The following is a 22,165-nucleotide window of genomic DNA, read 5'->3' on the forward strand; positions in this document are numbered from 1 at the left end:
GCACAGCCACAACAGGATCGCAGAAGTGGCAGGTGGAGGAGGAGGGGTGAGGGTGTTTCAGACGAGGAGGAGTGAGAGCGTCTCACGGATGTCGACTCGCCAGGGTCACGGCACCCGGAAGGTCTCTCCGTACACCCGCCACACCAGCGGCGTCCTCAGATCCAGGTTCCCGTCGTACAGGAAGCGCCGCTGGGCCGTGTCGATGCGGGTGGTGTCGATGCCGGCCTTCCTGGACTTCATCGCCTTGCGGCGGATGTCCAGGAAGATGTCCAGGTACGACTTCTCGGAGCCGCCCTCCGACGGGAGGCTCGCCTCCTGCATGGCCCTTTCGCGCAGGCCGTAGAAGCTGTTCGCTCCGGTGCCGGGGCCGTGGAAGACCATCGCGTCGTAGTAGACGAACTGGCCGAGTGGGCCGAGGCCGTCGAGCTTGGCGAGGCGGACCGCGGGGTCGAAGTAGACGCGGTCGCGTTCGGTGTCCTGGGCCTCACGGAAGGCCGGGACCTTCGCCTCGGCCCGCCAGGCCTTGGTGAAGCCGGGATCGAGGCCCTCGTGGGAGTCCGTGCCGTCGACCTCGCGCAAGGCGGGGAGATAGTCGGCCAGGCCGTTGCCGGGGTGGGCCTTGGTGTAGTGCTCGACCAGGGTGAGCAGGTCGTGGGTGCCGGTGCAGAAGCCGATGATGCCCGCCGTGTAGCCCTGGCCGTCGCCGATGTCCTCGATGTAGCCGTACGCGGTGCGCCAGTCGAGGGTCGAGTTCTCGGCGCTGGCCACCAGCTTCTGGGCCAGTTCCTTCTTGTCGGGAGCGGCCAGGCCCGGCGGTGCCTCGGCGATCACCTTCTCGTCCGCGGCACGCTCGGCCTCGGCCCGTGCCTTGGCGTCCTGGCGGGCCTGCTGGGACGCGGAGACCCGGCTCCCGGGGGTGTCCGGGGCCGAGGACTCGGGTGTGAAGAGGTAGACCGCCGCCGTGATGACGAGCGGGGCGGCGGCGAACAGGAGGCAACCGGCGCGTTTCACTTCAGGCCGCCGTCCCGTTCCGCAGCGCCGACGCCATCCCCACCGCCAGCAGCACCAGCACGGCCAGCACCACCACGCACGCCCCCGCCTGCACCAGCGCGCGGCGGCCGTCGCGGGGCGCGTACGCGAAGGCCAGGGCCACCGCCGCGCCCGTCAGCAGGCCGCCCAGGTGGCCCTGCCAGGAGGTGATCGCCGCGGAGACGACCAGCCACAGGAGCAGACCCGCCATGAAACGGTTGACGCTCCCCGGGTCGGCGCCGAGACGGCGGGCCAGGACGTAGTACGCGGCGCTCACGCCGAAGAGCGCCCCCGACGCCCCCACCGTGATCGTGGTCGGTGCCAGCAGGAGCACCACGACGGAGCCGCCCAGCGCGGACAGCAGGTACAGGGCGAGGTAGCGGGTGCGGCCGAGCTGCGCCTCCACCACCCGGCCGACGTTCCACAAGGTGACCATGTTCATCACGATGTGCAGGATCCCGAACGTCCCCTGCGTGGGCGGGAGGTGCAGGAACGCGCCGGTGAGCAGGCGGTACCACTCGCCGTCCACGATGCCTTCGGGCGCGTAGCCGGCGGGGTAGGCGTCCTGCCAGACGTAGTGACCGCCGTCCGGGCCCGTCAGTCCCGCGCCCAGCATCGAGAACCGTTCCAGGGTCTCCGGGCGGAGGACCTCGGCCAGATAGGCGAGGACGTTCAGGGCGATGAGGGTGTACGTCACGAGCGGCGTCGTGGTGATGCGCCCGCCGAACGTCGTGCGCGCCTCCCGGACCGACCGGGCGCCCTCCCGTACGCACTCCACGCACTGGTGCCCTACGGCGGCCTCCCGCATGCAGTCCGGGCAGATGTACCGGTCGCACCGGGTGCAGCGGACGTGGGACTCCACCTTGGGGTGGCGGTAACAGCTGGTGACGGCGGACTCGGACGGCGAGTCGGGTTCCACTGCCGGCTCCTTGTGGGGTGCGGTCTGATGGTGAGCCGGTGGGGACGGCGGCGAACAAGATACGGCGGCGAACAAAATAGCGAACACCGGTGACGGGAGGGGAGGAAGGGGGGCGTGACGGTAGCCTCGGCGTCCCGTCCCGTCCCGCCCCGCCCCGGACCCGGAGGAGCACGCATGGCCGCGATCAGCCTCAGCAAGGTGGAGGAGACCGCGCCCGCGCTCGTCAGCCTCTACAAGACCGCGGGGGTCTCCCTCACCAAGCACGGGCTAGACGGGCAACGAGCCGCGGTGTATCTCGTGGTCGACTACAGCGGTTCCATGAAGCCGTACTACAAGGACGGCAGCGTGCAGGCGCTCGCCGACCGTGTGCTCGGGCTGTCCGCGCACTTCGACGACGACGGGACCGTACCCGTGGTGTTCTTCTCCACGGACGTCGACGCCGTCACCGACATCGCCCTCGCCGACCACCGGGGCCGCATCGAGCGCATCGTGGCCGGGCTCGGCCACATGGGGAAGACCAGCTACCACCTGGCCATGGACGCCGTCATCGACCACTACCTCGACAGCGGCTCGCGGGACCCCGCTCTCGTCGTCTTCCAGACCGACGGTGGGCCGATCAACAAGCTCGCCGCGGAACGGTATCTGTGCAAGGCGGCCCGGCTGCCGCTGTTCTGGCAGTTCATCGGCTTCGGAGACGCGGGCAGCAAGCAGTTCGACTTCCTGCGCAAGCTCGACGAGCTGGCGGTGCCGGGCCGCCGCGTCGTCGACAACGCCGGGTTCTTCCACGCGGGTTCGGACCCCGGGCGGGTCTCCGACGGGGAGCTCTACGACCGGTTGCTCGGCGAGTTCCCGAAGTGGCTGGTGGCGGCGCGGGCACAGGGAATCATTGGCTGAAACGGGGAGCATACCCCGTTTACATGGTGCGGCTCGCGTGCCACCCTGAGGGCAGCCGACGGGAGGGGCGGGCGACGCATGGACGGCGCGCGATCGGTCGACAAGGGGCGCGAGGGCACCCGGAGAGACAGTGGCGGCGGGGAACGGCTCGCGGACTGGGCCGACGGGCGTCTGGGCATCTATACGCTGGCCAAGGCCAACCTGCGCAAGGTGTTCCCGGACCACTGGTCCTTCATGCTCGGCGAGGTCTGCCTCTACAGCTTCCTCGTCCTGATCCTCACAGGCGTCTACCTCACACTCTTCTTCGAGCCGAGCGGCGTCGAGGTCGTCTACAACGGCTCGTACGAGCCGCTGAACGGCGTCCTCATGACCAGGGCGTACGAGTCCGCGCTGGAGATCAGCTTCGATGTGCGCGGTGGCCTGCTGATCCGGCAGATCCACCACTGGGCCGCGCTCGTGTTCGTCGCCGGGATGCTGGTGCACATGATGCGGGTGTTCTTCACCGGCGCGTACCGGAAGCCTCGCGAGGTCAACTGGCTGTTCGGCTGGACCCTGTTGATGCTCGGCCTCATCACCGGCCTGACCGGCTACTCGCTCCCCGACGACCTGCTCTCCGGCACCGGCGTCCGGTTCGCGCAGGGCGCCATCCTGTCCATCCCGGTCGTGGGGACGTACATCTCCTTCTTCCTCTTCGGAGGGGAGTTCCCCGGGCACGACATCATCTCGCGGTTCTTCCCGATCCACGTGCTGCTGCTGCCCGGGATCATGCTGGGCCTGGTCGTGGCCCACCTGATCCTGGTCTTCTACCACAAGCACACCCAGTACCCCGGGCCCGGACGGGACCAGAAGTCCGTGGTCGGCATGCCGTTCATGCCGGTCTACATGGCCAAGGCCGGCGGCTTCTTCTTCCTCGTCTTCGGCGTGCTGTCGCTGATGGGGGCGATCGCGACCATCAACCCCGTGTGGGCCTTCGGACCGTACCGGCCGGACCTGGTGACGACCGGCGCCCAGCCCGACTGGTACCTCGGCTTCTCCGAGGGGCTGATCCGGGTGATGCCGGGATGGGAGATCAACGCCTTCGGCCACACGCTGGTCCTGGGCGTCTTGATCCCCTTCTCGCTCTTCCCGCTGATCATGCTGGCCATCGCCGTGTACCCCTTCGTCGAGGCGTGGATCACCGGCGACAAACGCGAGCACCACATCCTGGACCGGCCGCGCAACGTCCCCGTGCGCACCGCGCTGGGCGTGGCCTGGCTCAGTCTCTACGGGGTGCTGCTGATCGGCGGCGGCAACGACATCGTGGCCACCCATCTGCACCTGTCGATCAACTCCATCACCTGGTTCGTGCGCATCGGTTTCTTCGTGGTGCCGGTGCTCGCCTTCGTCGTCACCAAGCGGATCTGCCTGGGCCTGCAGCGCCGGGACCGGGACAAGGTGTTGCACGGGCGGGAGACCGGCGTGATCAAACGGCTCCCGCACGGCGAGTACGTCGAGGTCCACGCGCCGCTCTCGCAGGAACAACTGCACACACTCACGCAGCATGAGCAGGCACCGCCGTACGAGACCGGACCGCGCGTCGACGCGAACGGCGTCACCCGCCGGGTCAAGGGCTCCCAGCGACTGCGCGCACGGCTCGCCCGTGCCATGTACGGGCCCGACAGCCACATCCCGAAGCCGACGGCCGAGGAGTACCGCGAGCTCACGAGCGGCGAGCACCACCACTGACAGCACTGACCACCACCTCCCGGCACTCGCCCGGCGTGCCCCACGCCGTGCGCAGGGCACGGGCCTTGGTGAGCCAGAGCGAGAGGTCGTACTCGGCCGTGTAGCCGATCGCGCCGTGCAGTTGCAGGGCCGTGCGGGCGGTGGCGTACGCGGCCTCGCAGGCGGTGACCTTGGCGGCGGCCACGTCGGCCGGGTCCAGCGTGACCGCCGCACCGAGCACCAGCGGGCGCGCGAACTCCAGGGCCACCTTCGCGTCGGCGAGCCGGTGCTTCACGACCTGGAACGAGCCTATGGGCGCGCCGAACTGGGTCCGCTGCCGCACATACGCCACCGTCCTGTCGAGCAGTGCGAGCCCGACCCCGAGCGCCTGTGCGGCGGTGGCGAGCCGGGCCCAGAGGAGGGCCTGGGCGAAGGGCGGTGCGGTGGCGAGGAGTTCGCCGCCGGGGTGCAGGAGTGTGAGGCGCCGGGCCGGATCCAGGGAGGGGCGGACGGGTCCGTGCCCGGGGGCGAGACGCAGTTCGCCGTCGGCGGTCAGGGACAGACGGGTCGTGGCCACGTCCCCGTCCAGCGCGTACGACCCGGCACGCGCGACGGTCGCCGTCGACTCGCCCGTCACCAGCGCCGGGAGCAGGCGCTTGGCGGGACCCGGGTCGTCCAGCCCGGCGAGCAGAACGGTCGCCGACACCGTCTCCACCAGCGGGCCCGGCACCGCCTGACGCCCCAACTCCACGAAGGCGACCGCGAGTTCGATCGGAAGTGGGCCCACTCCGTCGTACGCCTCCGGCGCGGCCAGCGCGAAGACCCCCGCGTCCGCGACACGGCGCCACAGCGTGCGCCCCGCCGCGTGATCACCGCGGCTCCAGTCCCTCACGGCCGACGGGATGTCCGCGGCCGTCAGCATCGCGTCCAGCGAGTGAGCGAAGGCCCGCTGTTCGGTGTCGAGGAGGAAGTCCATCAGCGGCGGCCCTTCGGGAGGCCGAGCAGGCGCTCGGCGATGATGTCGCGCTGGATCTCGTTCGTGCCGGCGTAGATGGGGCCCGCCAGGGAGAACACGTAGCTCTCCGACCAGTCCGTGTCCGCCCGCTCGCCCTCCTCGCCCAGGAGATCGAGGGCGGTCTCGCGCAGGGCGATGTCGTACTCGGACCAGAAGACCTTGTTCAGGCTGGACTCCGGGCCGAGCCGCTCACCCACCGCGGCGCGGGAGGCGGCGGCGTACGTGAAGAGCTGGTAGGCGCGGGCCCCGATCAGGGCGTCGGCCACGCGGTCACGGACAAGGGGGTCCTGGCCGCGCTCCCGCCAGAGCGCGGCCAGGCGGTCGGCGGCGGCGAGGAAGCGGCCGGGGGAGCGGAGAGTGAGCCCGCGCTCCTCGGTGGTCGTCGACATGGCGATGCGCCAGCCTTCGCCCGGCTCGCCGATCACGTCCTCGTCGGGAACGAAGACCTCGTCCAGGAACAGCTCGGCGAAGGCGGGCTTGCCGTCGAGGCGGCCGATGGGGCGGACCGTGACGCCCGGCGCACGCAGGTCGAACATCACGTACGTCAGCCCCTGGTGGGGCTTCGGCAGACCCGGTTCGCTGCGGAACAGGCCGAACGCCCGGTCCGCGAACGCCGCCCGCGACGACCACGTCTTCTGCCCGCTCAGGAGCCAGCCGCCGTCGGTGCGCGCCGCGCGCGAGGTGAGCGAGGCCAGGTCGGAACCGGCCTCCGGCTCCGACCACGCCTGTGCCCAGACCATCTCGCCGGTCGCCATCGGCGGGAGCACCCGCGCGCGTTGCTCCTCGGTGCCGTGGTCGAAGAGCGTGGGGGCGAGGAGGCTGATGCCGTTCTGCCCGACCCGGCCAGGGGCGCCCGCCGCGTGGTACTCCTCCTCGAAAACCAGCCAGCGGACGATGCCGGCCCCCCGGCCCCCGTACTCCTCGGGCCAGGACACCACCGACCAGCGGTCCGCCGCGAGCTCGGCCTCCCAGGCGCGGTGGGCCGCGAAGCCCTCCTCGGTCTCCAGGGAGGGCAGCGGCTCGGTCGGCACGTGGGAGCCGAGCCAGGCGCGGGCCTCGGCGCGGAACGCCTCGTCGGCAGGGGAGAGCGTGAGGTCCACCGGTCACCGTCCTTCCGTCCTTCGCCGGTATGCGTCGTTCTTCGTCGGCATGCGTCGGCCGCCGTTCTGGGCCGCCGTTCTTCCCTAACAAGTGTTTGGTAGGTTAGCGTGGCCCTATGACAGACGTCGAGAGTCCGGCGTACGTGCCCGGTCACGGACTGTTGCGAGGGCGCACGGCGGTCGTGACCGCGGCCGCGGGCGCCGGGATCGGCGGGGCCACCGCGCGCCGGTTCCTTCAGGAGGGCGCGCGCGTCCTGATCAGCGACGCGCACACCCGGCGGCTCAAGGAGTACGAGGAGGAGCTGGCCGGGGAGTTCGGTGAGCACGCCGTCGGCGCCCAGCCGTGCGACGTCACCGACGAGCCCCAGGTCCAGGCGCTCTTCGACGCGGCCCGGAGCCGGCACGGCGGCCTCGACATCGTGGTCAACAACGCGGGACTCGGCGGTACCGCTCCGCTCGTCGACATGACCGACGAGCAGTGGTCGCGGGTGCTGGACGTGACGCTGAACGGCACGTTCCGCTGCGTCCGGGCCGCCCTGCGGGCCTTCCGTGAGTCCGGCGTGAGCGGCCGCGGCGGCGTGATCGTGAACAACGCCTCGGTGATCGGCTGGCGCGCCCAGACCGGGCAGGCCCACTACGCGGCCGCGAAGGCGGGCGTCATGGCGCTGACCCGGTGCGCGGCCCTGGAGGCCGCCGAGTACGGGGTGCGGGTCAACGCGGTCTCGCCGAGCCTCGCCATGCACCCGCACCTCGTGAAGGTGACGACACCCGACCTGCTCGCCGAGCTGACGGCGCGGGAGGCCTTCGGCCGGTACGCCGAACCCTGGGAGGTGGCCAACGTGATCGTCTTCCTGGCCTCCGGCTACTCGTCCTACATGACCGGCGAGGTCGTCGCCGTGAGCAGTCAACACCCCTAGGACCACAATGTGTCCGTGCCTACGAAGAAGAAGCCCCAGGTGACCGCCGTACCGGAACGGCGGCGCGAACTCCTCGACACCGCCGCCGAGGTCTTCGCCGAGCAGGGCTACAACGCCACCACCGTCCGCAAGATCGCCGATCACGCGGGGATGCTCGCAGGCAGCCTCTACTACCACTTCGACTCCAAGGAGTCGATGCTGGAGGAGATCCTGCGGACCTTCCTCGACGAGCTCTGGGACGGCTACGACGCGGTCCTGGACGCCGGACTCGGCCCCCGGGAGACCCTTCAGGCCCTGGTCACCGAGTCCTTCCGGGAGATCGACCGGCACCGCGCCGCCGTCGCCATCTACCAGAAGGAGTCCAAACAGCTCGCCCCGCAGGAGCGCTTCGCGTTCCTCGCCGAGTCACAGCGCAAGTTCGAGAAGGCATGGCTGTCCACGCTGGAGCGCGGGGTCGCCGCCAAGGTGTTCCGGGCCGATCTCGACATCCGGCTCACCTACCGGTTCGTGCGCGACACGGTGTGGGTCGCCGCCTCCTGGTACCGGCCCGGCGGACAGCACAGCCCGGAGGAGATCGCCCGCCAGTACCTGTCGATGGTGCTGGACGGAATCGCCGTACGCGAATAGTTGTTTCCGCTGCTGAAACCAGGGAGCCGACATGGCCGAGGCCTACATCGTCGAAGCGGTCCGCACGCCCGTCGGGCGGCGCGGGGGAGGCCTGGCCGGGGTCCACCCGGCCGACCTCGGGGCGCACGTCCTCAAGGAACTGGTCACCCGCTCCGGGATCGACCCGTCCGCCGTCGAGGACGTGGTCTTCGGCTGCCTGGACACGGTCGGGCCCCAGGCCGGCGACATCGCCCGCACCTGCTGGCTCGCCGCCGGACTGCCCGAGGAGGTACCGGGCGTGACCGTCGACCGTCAGTGCGGCTCCTCCCAGCAGGCCGTGCACTTCGCCGCGCAGGCCGTCCTGTCCGGCACCCAGGACCTGGTCGTCGCGGGCGGCGTCCAGAACATGTCGATGGTCCCCATCGCCTTCGCCTCCCGCCAGGCCGCCGTACCGCTCGGCCTCACCGAGGGACCCTTCGCGGGCAGTGAGGGCTGGCGCGCCCGCTACGGGGAGAAGCCCGTGAACCAGTTCGCCGGCGCCGAGATGATCGCCGCCAAGTGGGGCATCAGCCGCCGCGACCAGGAGGATTTCGCCCTGCGCTCCCACCAGCGGGCGGCCCGGGCCATCGACGAAGGCCGCTTCGAGCGCGAGACCGTCCCGTACGGAGACGTCACGACCGACGAGGGTCCGCGCCGCGACACCTCACTGGAGAAGATGGCCGCCCTGAAGCCGGTGATCGACGGCGGCACGATCACCGCCGCATGCTCCTCCCAGGTCTCCGACGGCGCCGCCGCGCTGCTCCTCGCCTCCGAACGGGCCGTGCGGGAACACGCGCTGACCCCGCGCGCCCGCGTCCACCACCTCTCCGTACGCGGCGAGGACCCCATCCGCATGCTCACCGCCCCCATACCGGCGACCGCGCACGCCCTGAAGAAGACCGGACTCTCCCTCGACGCCATCGACCTCGTCGAGATCAACGAGGCCTTCGCGCCCGTCGTCCTGGCCTGGCTGAAGGAGACCGGCGCCGACCCCGACAAGGTCAACGTCAACGGCGGCGCGATCGCCCTCGGCCACCCGCTGGGCGCCACCGGCGCCAAGCTGATGACGACCCTCCTCCACGAGCTCGAGCGCACCGGCGCCCGCTACGGGCTCCAGACGATGTGCGAGGGCGGAGGCCAGGCGAACGTGACGATCATCGAGCGGCTGTGACGCGGCTTCCGCTGTGACGCGGCTTCCGCTGTGACGCGGCTACGGCTGTGACACGGCTTCCGCTGTGACGCGGCTGAAGCCGCGCACGGCAGCTCAGCTGGTGGCGCCGAGCGCCTCCAGGGACTTCAGCGCCTCCTCCGCCTCCGCCATGACCCGCTCCACCAGCTCCGCGCACGACGGCAGGTCGTCGATCACCCCGGCGACCTGCCCCGACGCCATCACCCCGAGATCCGCACGGCCCTCCACCATCGACGCCTTGAGCAGCATCGGCGTGTTCGCGGCGAGGAGGACCTGGCTCCAGGAGAGGTCCTTGCCGTGTCGCATGGCTCGTCCGTCGCGGATCATGCCCCGCCAGGTCAGCCCCGACAGCCGGCGGAAGCCGGCCGCCCGCCGGACGGCCCGCACCAGCGCCCGCGCACGCCCCGCCCGCTCCAGCGAGTCCACGAACTCCGTCCGCAGCATGCGATGCGGCAGCCCGTCCACGGCCGTGGTGACCGTGACGTCCCGGACGGTCGCCGCGAGGTACTTCGCCTTCACCGCGTCGGGAACCGTCGAGTCCGAGGTCAGCAGGAACCGCGTGCCCATGGCGATCCCCGTCGCGCCGAAGGCCAGCGCCGCCACCAGTCCCCGTCCGTCATGGAACCCGCCCGCCGCCACGACCGGTATGTCCACGGCGTCGACCACCTGGGGAAGCAGCACCGTCGTCGCCACCTCCCCGGTGTGCCCGCCGCCCTCGCCGCCCTGCACGATCACCGCGTCAGCGCCCCACGCGGCCACCTTCTCCGCGTGCCGGCGGGCGCCTATGGAGGGGATGACGACCACACCAGCGTCCTTGAGCTCGGCGATCAGCTCCCTGGACGGCGCCAGCGCGAACGACGCCACGCGCACACCCTCCTCGATGATGATCCGCACCCGGTCGGGGGCGTCCCCCGCGTCGGCCCGCAGGTTCACCCCGAACGGCGCGTCCGTGCGGGACCTCACCTCCCTCGTGGCGTCCCGGAGCTGGTCGAGGGTCATGGTCGCGGACGCCAGGATGCCGAGCGCCCCCGCGTTCGCCGTGGCGGCGACCAGGCGGGGGCCCGCCACCCAGCCCATACCGGTCTGCACGACGGGATGACGGACGCCGACGAGCCGGGTGAGCGCGGTGTCCATCAGCGGCCCGCCCCTCCGGCCGTCGCGGGGTCCGGAACCTCCCGCTCCCGGGTGCCCTTCGGATCCAGCACCTCGCGGATCAACCGCAGCTCCTCCGGCGCCGGTTCACGAGTCCGTGGAAGGTCCTCGGCAACGGTCAGCTCGAATCCCGTCGCCTCCTCCACCTGCTCCACGGTCACCCCCGGGTGCAGCGAGGCCAGGCGCATCGAACGGTCCGGAGTGGCGAAGTCGAAGACCCCGAGATCGGACACCACACGGGGGATGCGGTGGAAGCGGCCGGTGACCGGGTGCTCGGCCGCACGGTCGTACCCCACCCCGCACACCATGTCGACCTTCTCGACGAAGACCCGCCGGGAGTGCCTCGGTATCCAGTAACTGGTCGGATTGTTCAGCGTGTTGACCGGCGCACCCCTCACCCCGAGCAACTGGCGGCGGGGCCTGGCCCAGTCGCCTATGCAGGAGATGTTCTGGTTGCCGTACCGGTCGATCTGGCTCGCGCCCATCATCACGTGCCGTCTGCCGCCGGTGACGAGGGTCAGGTGCCTGCGGTACGGCAGCCAGCCCTCAGGTGTCCCGTCCGGCCGGACGAGCATCGCCTCACCGTCGGTCAGCAGCAGATCCGGGGCGAAGGTCAGCCGGGCCAGCCGGGCCCCCACGGACGGGACCAGGCCCATGGGGCTCGCGAGGATCTCCCCGGCGCCCCGCCATGCCTCGGCACAGGCGATCACGCAGTACTCGGCGCGGGTCACGGCCGTCATGCCCCCTCCTTCCCCTCACGCTCGTCCTCGCGCTTGTCCTCGTGCTCCTTGCGCCAGGTCAGAACGGCGCGCTGGTAGTCCTGCTCGCCCCCGGCGAGGAACCGCTCGGCGAACTCCGGCCAGGGCGTGCTCGCGTAGTGCTTCTGGAAGGCCTCGTCCCGGCCGTGGTCGGGCGCGCACGACGTGAAGTGGGCGCCGTTCGGCGCTTCGACGACTCCCGCCACCGTATGCCGCCCCACCAGCAGCGTCTGGGGTGCCGCCTCCTTCGTCAGCTCCGCCGTGTCCACGATGCGCTCGCAGGAGACGTACGCGCGGTCGGCGGCCTCGCAGAAGAGGTCGTCGAAGTACGGATCCGGGCCCAGGTACTGCCCGTTGCCGAGCCGGTCGGCGCGGTTCAGGTGGACGAACGCCGCGTCCATCCGCAGGGCAGGCATGGCGACGAGCGTCTCCCCGTCCTCGTAGGGCGACCGGACCGTCCGTAACCCCGGATTGACCCGCATCACGTCCGAGCCGACGCCCGCGCGCACCGGTATGAACGGAAGCCGGTTCGCGGCCGCGTGCAGGCCCCACATGAACATCGCCTCGTCGACCTCCGTCAGCTCGAAGGCCCCGCGCTCGCGGGCCGCGCGGTAGTGCGGTTCGAGCGGGATCGAGTCGAGGGTCGTGAACGCGGCGACCAGCTTCCGTATGCGCCCGGCGGCCGCGAGCATGCCCACGTCGGGGCCGCCGTACGAGACGACGGTGAGATCCGTGACGTCCGAGCGCAGCAGTGCACGCACCAGAGCCATCGGTTTACGGCGCGACCCCCAGCCGCCGATGCCGAGGGTCATGCCGCTCTCCAGTCGGGAGACGACCTCGTCGGCGGTCATCGTCTTGTCAGCCATGGTCACCCACCTGTGCCCCCTGCACCTGCGTCCCCCGCACCTGCGCCCCCTGTTCCCCCTGTGTCCCGAAGGTGTCCCGGACCCGGTCGCCCACCCCGCTGAGGCTCGCCTCGAAGGTGAAGCCCTGCTCGAAGCGGTAGCTGCGGCGGACGTCGACGGGGTCGATGCCGTTGATGGCGGCCTTGGCGAGCCGGATCAGCCGGCCGTCCTTGGCGGCTATCTCGCGGGCCAAATCCATTGCGGCAGAACGCAGTTCGGCGCGCGGCACGACCCGCCACACCGACCCGTGGGTGTGCAGCTCGGCCGCCGTCGCCGTGCGCGACGTGTAGTACAGGGCGCGCATCAGGTGCTGCGGGACCAGCCGCGCCAGGTGCGTGGCCGCGCCGAGCGCGCCGCGGTCCAGCTCGGGCAGGCCGAACGTGGCGTCGTCGCTCGCCACGATCGCGTCCGCGTTCCCCACGAGGCCTATCCCGCCGCCCAGACAGAAGCCGTGCACCTGAGCGACCACGGGCACCTCGCACTCGTACACCGCGGCGAAGGCCTCCGCACAGCCCTGGTTGGCGCCCGCCAGGGCCGGGCCGCCCTGCGCCTGTATCTCCTTGATGTCCACCCCCGCGTTGAACCCGCGTCCCTCGGCCGCCAGCACCACACAGCGGACGTCGGCATCGCGGCCGGCCGCGCGCACGGCCCCGGCCAGCTCGAACCAGCCGCGCACCGGCAGTGCGTTCACGGGCGGGAAGTCGACCGTGACGACGGAAATCCCCTTTTCCGGGGACGAGGTGGAGACACCCATCAGCTCATCAGCTACCTTTCCACCAAACGTTTGTTAGGTTCGATGTCGAAGGTAGCAGCGAACACGAGCCCGCGGGAGAGCCTGTGGAAAACTCCGCACAGCGACCCGAGCCGCCGTCCGGCACGGGGGCGAAGGGGAAACTCGTCGTCGTCACCGGCGGCACCCGTGGCGTCGGCGCCGGAATCGCGCGGGCCTTCGCCGAGGCGGGCGCCGACACAGTGATCTGTGCGCGCAGACCGCCCGAAGAGCCGGTGAGGGGGACGGAGTTCGTCCCGGTGGACGTCCGGGACCCCGATGCCGTACACCGCCTGTTCGACGGCCTGCCCCGCGTCGACGTCCTCGTCAACAACGTGGGCGGCTCCCCCTACCGCCCCCTGGCCGACGGCCCCGGCGCCACCGACGCCCGACGCCACGCCCGCGTGATCGAGCTCAACCTCACCGCACCGCTGACCGTCTCGCTCGCCGCGTACGAGCACCTCAGAAGGGCCAGAGGCGCCATCGTGATGATCGGCAGCGTGAGCGGGGCCCGCCCCTCGCCCGGGACGGCGGCCTACGGCGCGGCCAAGGCGGGACTGGACCACCTGGCCCGCTCCATGGCCGTGGAATGGGCCCCGGACATCCGCGTCAACACGCTCGTCCTCGGCATGGTCCGCACCGAGCTGTCCCACCTGCACTACGGCGACGAGGAGGGTGTCGCGGCGGTCGCCCGCACGGTCCCGCTCGGCAGGCTGGCCGAGCCCTCCGACGTCGGCGAGGCCGCCGTCTTCCTCGCCTCGGACGCCGCCGCGTACATCACCGGGGCCTCGCTCCTCGTCCACGGCGGCGGCGAACGACCGGCCTTCCTCGACGCCGCGACCGCCAACCACAGGACCGGAAAAGGAGAACCGGGATGAGCGCACGCCGGATCTGTGAGGGGCGCGTTGTCGTCATCACCGGCGCGGGGCGCGGTCTGGGGCGCGCCCACGCCCTCGCGTACGCCGCCGAGGGCGCCCGTGTCGTCGTCAACGACCTGGGGGTCGGCCTCGACGGCACGCCGGGGCCGGACGGCCCGGCATCCCGGGTCGCCGACGACATCCGCGCGGCCGGCGGCGAGGCGGTCGCCCACGGCGGCGACATCGCCACGACCGAGGGTGCCGCGTCCCTCGTACGCACCGCCCTGGAGGCGTACGGCCGGCTCGACACCCTCGTCAACAACGCCGGGTTCCTGCGCGATCGCATGCTCGTCAACCTCGACGAGGACGACTGGGACGCCGTGCTGCGCGTCCATCTGAAGGGCCACTTCCTGCCGCTGAAGCACGCGGCCGCGCACTGGCGGGCCGAGGCCAAGGCGGGGCGGCCACCCGTGGCCCGCGTCGTCAACACCAGCAGCGGGGCGGGCCTGCTGGGCTCAATCGGTCAGGGCAACTACAGCGCGGCGAAGGCCGGGATCGTCGGGCTGACCCTGGTCGCGGCGTCCGAACTCGGTCGCTACGGGGTCCAGGTGAACGCCATCGCTCCCGCGGCACGCACGCGTATGACGGAACACGCCTTCGCCGAGACGATGACGGCACCCGACCGCGGCTTCGACGCCATGGCCCCGGAGAACGTCTCGCCCCTGGTCGTGTGGCTGGGCTCGGCGGCGAGCGCGGGCGTCACCGGGCGGGTCTTCGAGGCCGAGGGCGGCCGCATCACGGTCATGGAGGGCTGGCGACCGGGACCGACCGCCGACAAGGGGGCCCGCTGGACCCCGGCCGAGGCGGGCGACGCGGCCCTCGAGCTCCTGGCGGAGGCGGAGCTTCCGAGGCCGGTGTACGGGGCCGGGTGACGTGGCCGTCGTGCGGCTCTCGGTGGGGCGTTCACCATTCGGGCGGTGTGTCCGGAAGATCGCCAGTGCTCTCGGGAAGCGGAGGACCGGACCACCACTGCCCACCACCATCAGCAGCCGGACCGGTCGCCGCTGAAGGCCCTTCGTCCGGGGCGGCCAGAGGACGGTCGCAGGCCTCGTCGACCCGGGCCCACTCCAGCAGCCGCACGATCTCCGCGTGCCCGGTCTGCTGGTCGTTGCCCGCCACCGTCCGGTCACCGGTGCGGAGTTCGACCACGACGGTGATGCCGCCGTCCTCCGGGACGCGGTGGGTCGTCACCTCGTGGCCCGGTCCGTACGTCCGCTCCAGGCCGGCGCGCAGCTCCGACGCCACGTCGACCGTCAGCCAGCGGCGAGCCTCCGCCATGGCCTCCGCGCGCGCGTGGGCGCCGTGTTCCAGGAGCGCGCGCACGCAGGACGGGGAGCCCCGGCGGGCCGCCGCCACGAGCGGGGGTTCGCCCGTCGGGGTGGGGCGGTTCGGGTCCGCGCCGTGCTCCAGGAGCGCCGCCACGATGTCGGCGTTGCCCCGCTGCACTGCCCAGGCCAGCGCGGTGAAGCCCAGCTCCTCCTCCAGGTCGGGGCTCGCCCCCGCGGCCAGGAGAGCGCGGACGACCGCCGTGTGGCCGCCGCAGGCCGCGCCGCACAGCGGGGAGTCCGTGCCCGCGCTGAGTCGGTCCGGGTCGGCACCCGCCGCCAGCAGCAGGCGCGCGATGCCGGGCACGTCGCTGACCGCCGTCAGGTACAGGACCGACTGGCCGTCCTCGTCCGTCGCCTCCGGGCTCACGCCGGCACGCAGCAGTCGTACGACCGCGTCCTCGTCACTCTCGTACACCGCCGTGAAGAGACCTGGTCCCGTTGGCGGCTCGTGCTCGTTCATACCTTCAGAGCCTCGCGCGCCCGGCATGCTTTCGCCAAAGGCTCACGGTATGACGTCGTTCACCGGCGGCGCGGATCTCAACCGGCGGCGCGGGTCTCACGTGTCGCACTCCAGCACCGTCCGACACAACCCACAGCGGGCGCGGACCCTGCCCCGGACGGGAACCCTGATGCGCTGGTGGCAAGTGGGGCAGGGAAAGGAGACACGCAGCGGGCCCCGGCCGTCGGGTGTGAACGCGTACGGGACGCCCGGCTGCGCGCCCGGCGCGCGGTCGTCCTGGGCGGTCCGGGCGTTCCGGGCGTCCTGGGAGGCCCGGTGGTCCTGCGCGACCCCGTGGTCCTGGGCGGACCCGAGGGCCTGTGCGGAGCGCCGGTCCTTGGCGTACCGGCGGCGGCCCGCCCACCCGGCGGCGGTCAGCGGCGGCTGCTGCTCGTCGCGGCGGGCCTGGGCCGCGCCCCTGGTGTACGCGGTGTACGCCTGCGGGCTGGTGAACCAGATCGAGGGGTCCTCGCCGAACAGCGCCGCCCGCTTGGCGAGCACGTAACCGAACTCCTCCGGGGTGAGGTAGCCCAGCTTCTGCGAGGAGTCCCGGTCCTCCCGGAAGGCGTCCAGCAGGAGCCAGCCCGCGCCCAGATAGGTCGTCGCCGTGTCCGTGAGGATCTCGTTGTCGCGGGTGCCGGGGAACGACAGGCCCAGACGGTGCAGGTAGACGTGCATCACCTCGTGGGCGAGGGCGGCGCCGATGTCCCTGCGGTGGGTGCGGAAGCGGTCGTTGAGCTCGATGAAGTACTCGGGGCCCGCGGTCAGCTCGACGTTCGCCGCGTGGGTCATCTCGCGGAAGCTGATGATGATCCGGGTGTCGGGCAGCCCGTAGTGCCGGACGATCTCGCGGGCGACGCGCTGGGCGCCCAGGTGGAGGTCGTCGGTGTCGCAGAAGGCCACGTCGACGGGGGCCACACTGGTGGCGAAGCTGTGGATCGTGTCGTACGAGAGGCGCTTGTACAGCGCCGTGATGGACTCCCGCACGGTGTCCAGGTGCGGGTAGCCGTGCTCGACAGGTCCGCCGTTCGCCACGTCAGTACCCCCACGACGCCTCGATACGCCTCCACTCTAAGTCGACGCCCGTGGGCGCCGGAGGGTTGGCGCGCGCCCCGTGGCAGCGCGTGCGGTGGCGCGATTCCGCCCCTTGTGGCCGGTGGAGCGGATCTTCATACTTCACACAACGTTCTGACAGGTACCTGACTGCCCGCCCCTGTGGAACGGCATGTCATGGACCTGCCATGCGTGATCCACCCCCCACGAAAGGACAGTCCGTTGAAGAAGCTGTTCACCTTCCTCAAGAGAACCGCGGTGGCCGGAGCCGCCGCCCTCGCCGTCGTCAGCCTCCAGCCGGTCAGTGCGAGCGCCGCGCCCAACCCGGTCGTGGGCGGAACCCGCGCCGCACAGGGCGAGTTCCCGTTCATGGTCCGGCTCTCCATGGGCTGTGGAGGCGCCCTCTACACCCAGCAGATCGTGCTGACCGCCGCGCACTGTGTGAGCGGTTCCGGCAACAACACCAGCATCACCGCGACCGCCGGTGTCGTGGACCTGCAGTCCACCAGCGGCCGAGTCCAGGTCAAGTCCACCAAGGTCCTCCAGGCGCCCGGCTACAACGGCACCGGCAAGGACTGGGCGCTCATCAAGCTCGCCCAGCCGATCAACCTGCCGACCCTGAAGATCGCCACGACCTCGCAGTACAACACCGGTGACTTCACCGTCGCCGGATGGGGCGCGGCGCGCGAGGGCGGCGCCCAGCAGCGCTACATGCTCAAGGCCACCGTGCCGTTCATCAGCGACGCCACCTGCAAGGCCTACGGCGGCCTCTACAACGGCCTCGTCGCCGGCGAGGAGATCTGCGCCGGCTTCCAGCGGGGCGGTGTCGACACCTGCCAGGGCGACTCCGGCGGTCCCATGTTCCGCAAGGACAACGCCGGTGCCTGGATCCAGGTCGGCATCGTCAGCTGGGGCGACGGCTGCGCCCGGGCCAACGCCCCCGGTGTCTACACCGAGGTGTCCACCTTCGCGTCGGCGATAGCCCAGGCGGCGTCCACGCTGTGACGCGCGGCGTCCGCCACCGCTGTGGCGGACGCCCTCCAAGGACCGGCCACCCGCCCCCCCCGGAGGGAGCCGGTGGCCGGCTTCCGTCGTACGAGCGAGAAAATGCGTCGGCAAGAGTCGGCACCCGTTGCGACACTCACCCCATGACCACCGAACAGCACCCCGCTCCCACCGCGTCCCTGCAGGTCGGCGGCCAGGACGACGAGCTGGAGCAGCGGCTCGACCACGAGCTCACCGCCTTCAACACCGACGCGACCGCAACCGCCCGGCCGGACGAGTTCTCCGTCCGGCTGACCGACGCGGACGGAGAACTGGCCGGCGGGCTCACCGGCTGGATCTGGGGCACCCTGTGCGCCGTCGAGATGCTGTGGGTGCGCGAGGACCAGCGGCACAGGGGCTGGGGCGCCGAGCTCTTGAAGGCGGCGGAGGAGGAGGGCGCGCGGCGCGGCTGCACCGACGCGATGGTCTCCTCGTACACCTTCCAGGCGCCGGGCTTCTACCGCAGACAGGGCTACCGCGAGACCGGCCGCATCACGGGCGTCCCCGGAGGGCACGAAGACGTGTACTTCCACAAGTCACTGGTGGCCTCCTGAAGCTCCAGCACCCACAGGTCGTTCACGCCCTCGCGCAGCACCGGACCGGGCACGTACAGCTCGTCCTGCGGCCCCACGGACCAGTAACGGCCCAGGTTGAAGCCGTTGACCCAGACGAAGCCCCGCGTCCAGCCCGGGAGCCTCAGCAGCGCGTCCCCGGCCCCGCGCACCTCGAACGTGCCGCGGTACAACCCCGGGGCGCCCTCCTCGGGCAGCTCCTCGAACGGCACGCCCTCGACGTCGTCCAGCGCGTCGAGGCGCAGTCCACGCGCGCGTACGCCGTGCACGAACGCCCGCTCGTGCAGGACACCCCCGGTGATGCCCTTCGGCTCGCCGAGCCGGGGCCCGTAATTGGCCCTCCCCAGGGACTCCACCCACAGCTCCACGCGCGCGTGCCCCGCGACGGGCTCCTTCAGCTGGGGCTCGTCCTCGGTGAGCACCCCGGCACGCTCCCCGCCGACGTACACCACGGCGAGATCCCGAAGCCCGCGGGCGAGAAGCGGATACGGCTCCCTGGGGCCGGGGATCTCCACGGAGTAGCGCACCAGGCCGCGGTCGACGTCCAGTTCCTCGAAGGTGGGCGGCATCGGTGCCTCGACCGCCGGGCCGCCGCGCGCCCGAAGAACGTCCTCCAGAGGCGCCCAGGCGGTGATGCGTGCCGTGGTGGCCTCGCTCAGGGACGCGGGCGCGGGCGGGACGTCCGGCAGAGGGCCGTCGGCGTACTCCGCGAGGATCTCCCTGAAGCGCCAGAACTTCTCGGTGGGGCGCCCGTACTCGTCGATCGGCGCGTCGTAGTCGTACGACGTGACGTCCGGGTGCAGCGTCCCGGCGTGCAGGGTGCCGCCGCCCCGGTTCGCGCCCGCCCAGCCCGCGAAGTTCGTACCGCCGTGCGCCATGTAGAGGTTCACCGAGGCGCCGTGCTCCAGGATCTCGCGCAGCGACCGCGCGGCGTCCTCGGCGTCACGTGCCGCCGGCTCGCCGCCCCAGTAGGTGAACCAGCCGCACCACCACTCCATGCACATCAGCGGGCCCGTGGGACGGTGCCTGCGCAGCACGTCGAACGCCTCCCGCGCGCGGGAGCCGAAGGTGACCGTCGCGAGCAGCCCCGGGATCGAGCCGCCGGTGAGCATGTGGTCCTCCGGACCGTCCGTGGTGCACAGCGGCACGGTGACGCCCTCGGCGCGCAACAGGTCGGTCAGCCGGCGCAGGTACACCTGGTCGGTGCCGTAGCTGCCGTACTCGTTCTCGACCTGCACCATGATCACCGGCCCGCCCCGGTCGATCTGCCGGGGCACGACCTCGCCCAGCAGATGCCGGAACCAGCGCTCCACCGGCTGAAGGAAGAGCTCGTCCCGCGTGCGCAGCTGTCCCGTCACCCAGTGCGGCAGCCCGCCGTTCTCCCACTCCGCGCAGATGTACGGCCCCGGGCGCACGATCGCCCACAGTCCCGCCTCCCGGGCCGCGTCCAGGAACCGGCCGAGCTGTCCCACCTCGTGGAACTCGCCGGGGCGCGGCTCGTGGAAGTTCCACGGGACGTACGTCTCCACGCAGTTGAGGCCCATCGCGCGCAGCATCGCCAGGCGGTGGCCCCAGTGCGACTCGTGCACCCGGAAGTAGTGCAGCGCGCCCGACAGCAGCCGCACCGGGCGCCCGTCCAGCAGGAAGTCGCTGTCTCCGACACTGAATTCGCCGTTCCCGACCCTGGATTCGCTCATGACCTCAACCCTCGCCCCTGGCGGTGACCGGAGTCCATGGACAAAGATCGACGACGCTTGGACGAAAGTGAGGGCACCGTGGACGGAAGGAAGCGCGCCTGCCACACCTGGATGCGGTACTTCACGCCCGGCCCGGCCCTCCACCGGCTCGGCCTCGCCTGCCTGGGCGTCGGACTGCAGCACGGCGAGCTGCCCACGGTCGGGCCACGCACTCTCGACCACCACGTGGCCGTCGTGATCGGTGCGGGCGGCGGCTGGTTCCGGGCCGGCGACGGGCCCCGCGTCGAGGTCACGGCGCCCGTCCTGCTCTGGCTCACGCCGGGCGTCACGCACCACTACGGGCCCGACCCGCACTGGGACGAGAGCTGGGTCGCCTTCACCGGGTCCGCGACGGAGGCGTACACCGAACTCGGCTGCATCGAACCGGACCGGCCCGTGGTGCCCCTCTCCGACGCGTCCGGCGCCCGCGCGGTCATCGGCCGCATCGCCCGCACCGTCCAGCGCGACACGTCCCTGCCCGAGGTGAGGGCGGGCGCCGCCCTGCACGAGCTCCTCGTGACCCTGCGCGGCGCCCGCGCCGACCTCGCGCCGGACGGTGACCGGATCCTGCAGGCCCTCGCCCGCGACGCCTGCCGGCCCCTGTCGGTCGCCGAGCACGCCGCCCGGCTCGGCATGACCACCGCCGAACTGCGCACCGCCGTCCGGCGCGGTGCCGGATGCAGCCCCAAGGACTACCTCCTGCGTGTCCGCCTGGACCGCGCCAAGGAACTGCTCGCCTCGACCGACCTGCCCGTCGCCGCCGTGGCGCGGCGTGTCGGGTACGACGACCCGGCGTACTTCTCGCGTCTGTTCACCCGCCGCGTCGGCGTGGCCCCCGTCCGCTTCCGCACCCAGGAGAGCCGCCCGATGATCGAACAACCGCACGCCCCGTAGGGTGACGCCCATGACCTCCAGCAACACCGGCACCGGGGAAGTCGACCCCGCCGTCCGAGCCGAGCTCGTCCGGCTGCGCGAGAGTATCGACAACATCGACGCCGCCGTCGTCCACATGCTCGCCGAGCGGTTCAAGTGCACCCAGCAGGTAGGCCACCTCAAGGCCGAGCACCGGCTGCCGCCCGCCGACCCGGCGCGTGAGGCCCAGCAGATCGCCCGGCTGCGCCACCTCGCCGAGAACGCCAACCTGGACCCGGCGTTCGCCGAGAAGCTCCTGAACTTCATCATCGCCGAGGTCATCCGCCATCACGAGCGCATCGCGGACGACGCGGTGAACGGCGCGTCCGGCACGGGGGAGTGACACCGCGCCCGCCACAAGGCATCCTGCGTGAGCACTCCTTGTGGAGATCTCGGGTACATGCGGTGAGGTACCCGGTCCTCCATCTGATGTGTCCGAGCGAGGGGACGTCGGGCCATGCCGTCGGATGCCAGGATCCTTATCGTCGACGACCATGAGGACACGCTGTACGCCCTGGAGAGCGCCCTGGCCCCGTTGGGCTGCCGGCTGACGCGTGCCACCAGCGGCGACGCGGCACTCAAGGAGGTCCTGCGCGGCCAGGTCGGACTGCTGCTCCTCGACGTCCGCATGCCCGGCGTCAGCGGCCTCGACGTCGTGCGCTACCTGCGGCGCCTGGAGCAGACCCAGAACATCCCCGTCATCCTGCTCACCGGCTTCGGCCCCGACGCCGAACTGGCCTCCACCGCCTACGCGCTGGGGGTCGCCGACCTCGTCATGAAGCCCGTCGACCCCTGGGCGCTGCGCACCAAGGTCCGCTTCCTGTACGACGCCCACCAGCGCAGCCACGCCCTGCAGCGCGAGGTGCGGGAGCTGCGCACCCGTCTGGAGGACCTCACCTCGCAGCAGGGCCCCGCGCTGCCGCACCCGGACGGGCGGGTACCCGGGCAGCGCGAGGGGCGCGGCGCCCGCGACGCGTCGAGCGCCGCCCGCGACGCGGAGGACGGCGCCCGGGACACGGCAAGCGGCGCCCGGGATACGGCGAGCGGCGCCCGCGACGCCGAGAACGGCGCCCGGGGCGAGGCGGGCGGCGCCCGGAACGAGAGGGGC

At 71.7% G+C, this 22,165-nt stretch carries 22 protein-coding genes and 1 pseudogene; 12 read left to right on the forward strand and 11 right to left on the reverse strand.

Annotated features, from left to right (window positions below):
• Positions 1-105: 105 nt before the first annotated feature.
• Both AB0959_RS02005 and AB0959_RS02010 read right to left on the reverse strand, forming a co-directional pair.
• On the reverse strand, positions 106-1,011 hold the full coding sequence (locus AB0959_RS02005) for a chitosanase (RefSeq protein WP_366824285.1): 906 nt from the start codon (positions 1,009-1,011) through the stop codon (positions 106-108).
• Between the two features lies 1 nt (position 1,012).
• Positions 1,013-1,948: a rhomboid family intramembrane serine protease gene (locus AB0959_RS02010; RefSeq protein ID WP_366824286.1), complete on the reverse strand. Its 936-nt coding sequence runs from the start codon at positions 1,946-1,948 to the stop codon at positions 1,013-1,015.
• A gap of 174 nt (positions 1,949-2,122) precedes the next feature.
• Between AB0959_RS02010 and AB0959_RS02015 the strand changes: the two genes are divergently transcribed.
• Positions 2,123-2,842: a VWA domain-containing protein gene (locus AB0959_RS02015; protein ID WP_366824287.1), complete on the forward strand. Its 720-nt coding sequence runs from the start codon at positions 2,123-2,125 to the stop codon at positions 2,840-2,842.
• A gap of 78 nt (positions 2,843-2,920) precedes the next feature.
• Positions 2,921-4,567, forward strand: coding sequence for a cytochrome bc complex cytochrome b subunit (locus AB0959_RS02020; protein WP_366824288.1), 1,647 nt, complete (start codon positions 2,921-2,923; stop codon positions 4,565-4,567).
• Here the strand turns inward: AB0959_RS02020 and AB0959_RS02025 are convergent.
• Positions 4,542-5,522: an acyl-CoA dehydrogenase family protein gene (locus tag AB0959_RS02025; protein ID WP_366824289.1), complete on the reverse strand. Its 981-nt coding sequence runs from the start codon at positions 5,520-5,522 to the stop codon at positions 4,542-4,544. The two genes, AB0959_RS02020 and AB0959_RS02025, sit on opposite strands and share 26 nt — an antisense overlap.
• Entirely contained in the window at positions 5,522-6,661 is a 1,140-nt protein-coding gene (locus AB0959_RS02030) for an acyl-CoA dehydrogenase family protein (protein WP_366824290.1), read from the reverse strand. The genes AB0959_RS02025 and AB0959_RS02030 overlap by 1 nt, the downstream gene beginning before the upstream one ends.
• Positions 6,662-6,777: 116 nt before the next feature.
• Between AB0959_RS02030 and AB0959_RS02035 the strand changes: the two genes are divergently transcribed.
• The 3 genes from AB0959_RS02035 to AB0959_RS02045 are packed head-to-tail and all read left to right on the forward strand — an operon-like array spanning position 6,778 to position 9,394.
• Entirely contained in the window at positions 6,778-7,578 is an 801-nt protein-coding gene (locus AB0959_RS02035) for an SDR family oxidoreductase (protein ID WP_366824291.1), read from the forward strand.
• 15 nt (positions 7,579-7,593) lie between these two features.
• Positions 7,594-8,205, forward strand: coding sequence for a TetR/AcrR family transcriptional regulator (locus tag AB0959_RS02040; protein ID WP_366824292.1), 612 nt, complete (start codon positions 7,594-7,596; stop codon positions 8,203-8,205).
• Between the two features lie 31 nt (positions 8,206-8,236).
• Complete coding sequence (locus AB0959_RS02045; RefSeq protein WP_366824293.1) at positions 8,237-9,394, forward strand: acetyl-CoA C-acetyltransferase; 1,158 nt, start codon at positions 8,237-8,239, stop codon at positions 9,392-9,394.
• 93 nt (positions 9,395-9,487) lie between these two features.
• Here AB0959_RS02045 and AB0959_RS02050 read toward each other — a convergent pair whose 3' ends face one another.
• From AB0959_RS02050 to AB0959_RS02065, 4 genes are read right to left on the reverse strand one after another with little or no spacing between them, the layout of a single operon-like run.
• The gene (locus AB0959_RS02050) at positions 9,488-10,546 is read right to left on the reverse strand and encodes a nitronate monooxygenase (protein ID WP_366824294.1); all 1,059 of its coding nucleotides are present in this window, start codon (positions 10,544-10,546) and stop codon (positions 9,488-9,490) included.
• Positions 10,546-11,304 (reverse strand): CoA-transferase, encoded by a 759-nt coding sequence (locus AB0959_RS02055; RefSeq protein WP_366824295.1) that lies wholly within the window; start codon positions 11,302-11,304, stop codon positions 10,546-10,548. Before AB0959_RS02055 ends, AB0959_RS02050 begins: the two co-directional genes overlap by 1 nt.
• Positions 11,301-12,188, reverse strand: coding sequence for a CoA-transferase (locus tag AB0959_RS02060; RefSeq protein ID WP_366824296.1), 888 nt, complete (start codon positions 12,186-12,188; stop codon positions 11,301-11,303). Before AB0959_RS02060 ends, AB0959_RS02055 begins: the two co-directional genes overlap by 4 nt.
• Positions 12,181-12,981, reverse strand: a complete 801-nt coding sequence (locus tag AB0959_RS02065; protein WP_366824297.1) for an enoyl-CoA hydratase family protein — start codon at positions 12,979-12,981, stop codon at positions 12,181-12,183. The genes AB0959_RS02060 and AB0959_RS02065 overlap by 8 nt, the downstream gene beginning before the upstream one ends.
• An 83-nt stretch (positions 12,982-13,064) precedes the next feature.
• Here AB0959_RS02065 and AB0959_RS02070 point away from each other — a divergent pair, with 83 nt between their 5' ends.
• On the forward strand, positions 13,065-13,874 hold the full coding sequence (locus AB0959_RS02070; RefSeq protein ID WP_366824298.1) for an SDR family oxidoreductase: 810 nt from the start codon (positions 13,065-13,067) through the stop codon (positions 13,872-13,874).
• Entirely contained in the window at positions 13,871-14,785 is a 915-nt protein-coding gene (locus AB0959_RS02075; protein WP_366824299.1) for an SDR family oxidoreductase, read from the forward strand. The genes AB0959_RS02070 and AB0959_RS02075 overlap by 4 nt, the downstream gene beginning before the upstream one ends.
• Positions 14,786-14,816: 31 nt before the next feature.
• Here AB0959_RS02075 and AB0959_RS02080 read toward each other — a convergent pair whose 3' ends face one another.
• Positions 14,817-15,701: an ankyrin repeat domain-containing protein gene (locus tag AB0959_RS02080; protein WP_366824300.1), complete on the reverse strand. Its 885-nt coding sequence runs from the start codon at positions 15,699-15,701 to the stop codon at positions 14,817-14,819.
• A 96-nt stretch (positions 15,702-15,797) separates the two neighbouring features.
• The gene (locus tag AB0959_RS02085) at positions 15,798-16,775 is read right to left on the reverse strand and encodes a hypothetical protein (protein ID WP_366824301.1); all 978 of its coding nucleotides are present in this window, start codon (positions 16,773-16,775) and stop codon (positions 15,798-15,800) included.
• Between the two features lie 240 nt (positions 16,776-17,015).
• Here AB0959_RS02085 and AB0959_RS02090 point away from each other — a divergent pair, with 240 nt between their 5' ends.
• Both AB0959_RS02090 and AB0959_RS02095 read left to right on the forward strand, forming a co-directional pair.
• Positions 17,016-17,798, forward strand: a complete 783-nt coding sequence (locus tag AB0959_RS02090; protein ID WP_366824302.1) for a serine protease — start codon at positions 17,016-17,018, stop codon at positions 17,796-17,798.
• 143 nt (positions 17,799-17,941) lie between these two features.
• The gene (locus tag AB0959_RS02095; RefSeq protein ID WP_366824303.1) at positions 17,942-18,391 is read left to right on the forward strand and encodes a GNAT family N-acetyltransferase; all 450 of its coding nucleotides are present in this window, start codon (positions 17,942-17,944) and stop codon (positions 18,389-18,391) included.
• Here AB0959_RS02095 and AB0959_RS02100 read toward each other — a convergent pair.
• Positions 18,310-20,106 (reverse strand): beta-galactosidase family protein, encoded by a 1,797-nt coding sequence (locus AB0959_RS02100; protein ID WP_366824304.1) that lies wholly within the window; start codon positions 20,104-20,106, stop codon positions 18,310-18,312. The genes AB0959_RS02095 and AB0959_RS02100 overlap by 82 nt on opposite strands.
• A gap of 111 nt (positions 20,107-20,217) precedes the next feature.
• Between AB0959_RS02100 and AB0959_RS02105 the strand changes: the two genes are divergently transcribed.
• From AB0959_RS02105 to AB0959_RS02115, 3 genes and pseudogenes are all read left to right on the forward strand, one after another.
• Positions 20,218-21,039: an AraC family transcriptional regulator gene (locus AB0959_RS02105; RefSeq protein ID WP_366824595.1), complete on the forward strand. Its 822-nt coding sequence runs from the start codon at positions 20,218-20,220 to the stop codon at positions 21,037-21,039.
• Positions 21,040-21,049: 10 nt separating this feature from the next.
• The gene (locus tag AB0959_RS02110) at positions 21,050-21,400 is read left to right on the forward strand and encodes a chorismate mutase (protein ID WP_366824305.1); all 351 of its coding nucleotides are present in this window, start codon (positions 21,050-21,052) and stop codon (positions 21,398-21,400) included.
• Positions 21,401-21,514: 114 nt separating this feature from the next.
• Positions 21,515-21,949: pseudogene (locus AB0959_RS02115) on the forward strand (response regulator); the annotation flags it as partial.
• Positions 21,950-22,165: the final 216 nt, after the last annotated feature.

The sequence above is a fragment of the Streptomyces sp. NPDC046862 genome (assembly GCF_040704615.1).
In the GTDB taxonomy this organism is placed as follows: domain Bacteria; phylum Actinomycetota; class Actinomycetes; order Streptomycetales; family Streptomycetaceae; genus Streptomyces.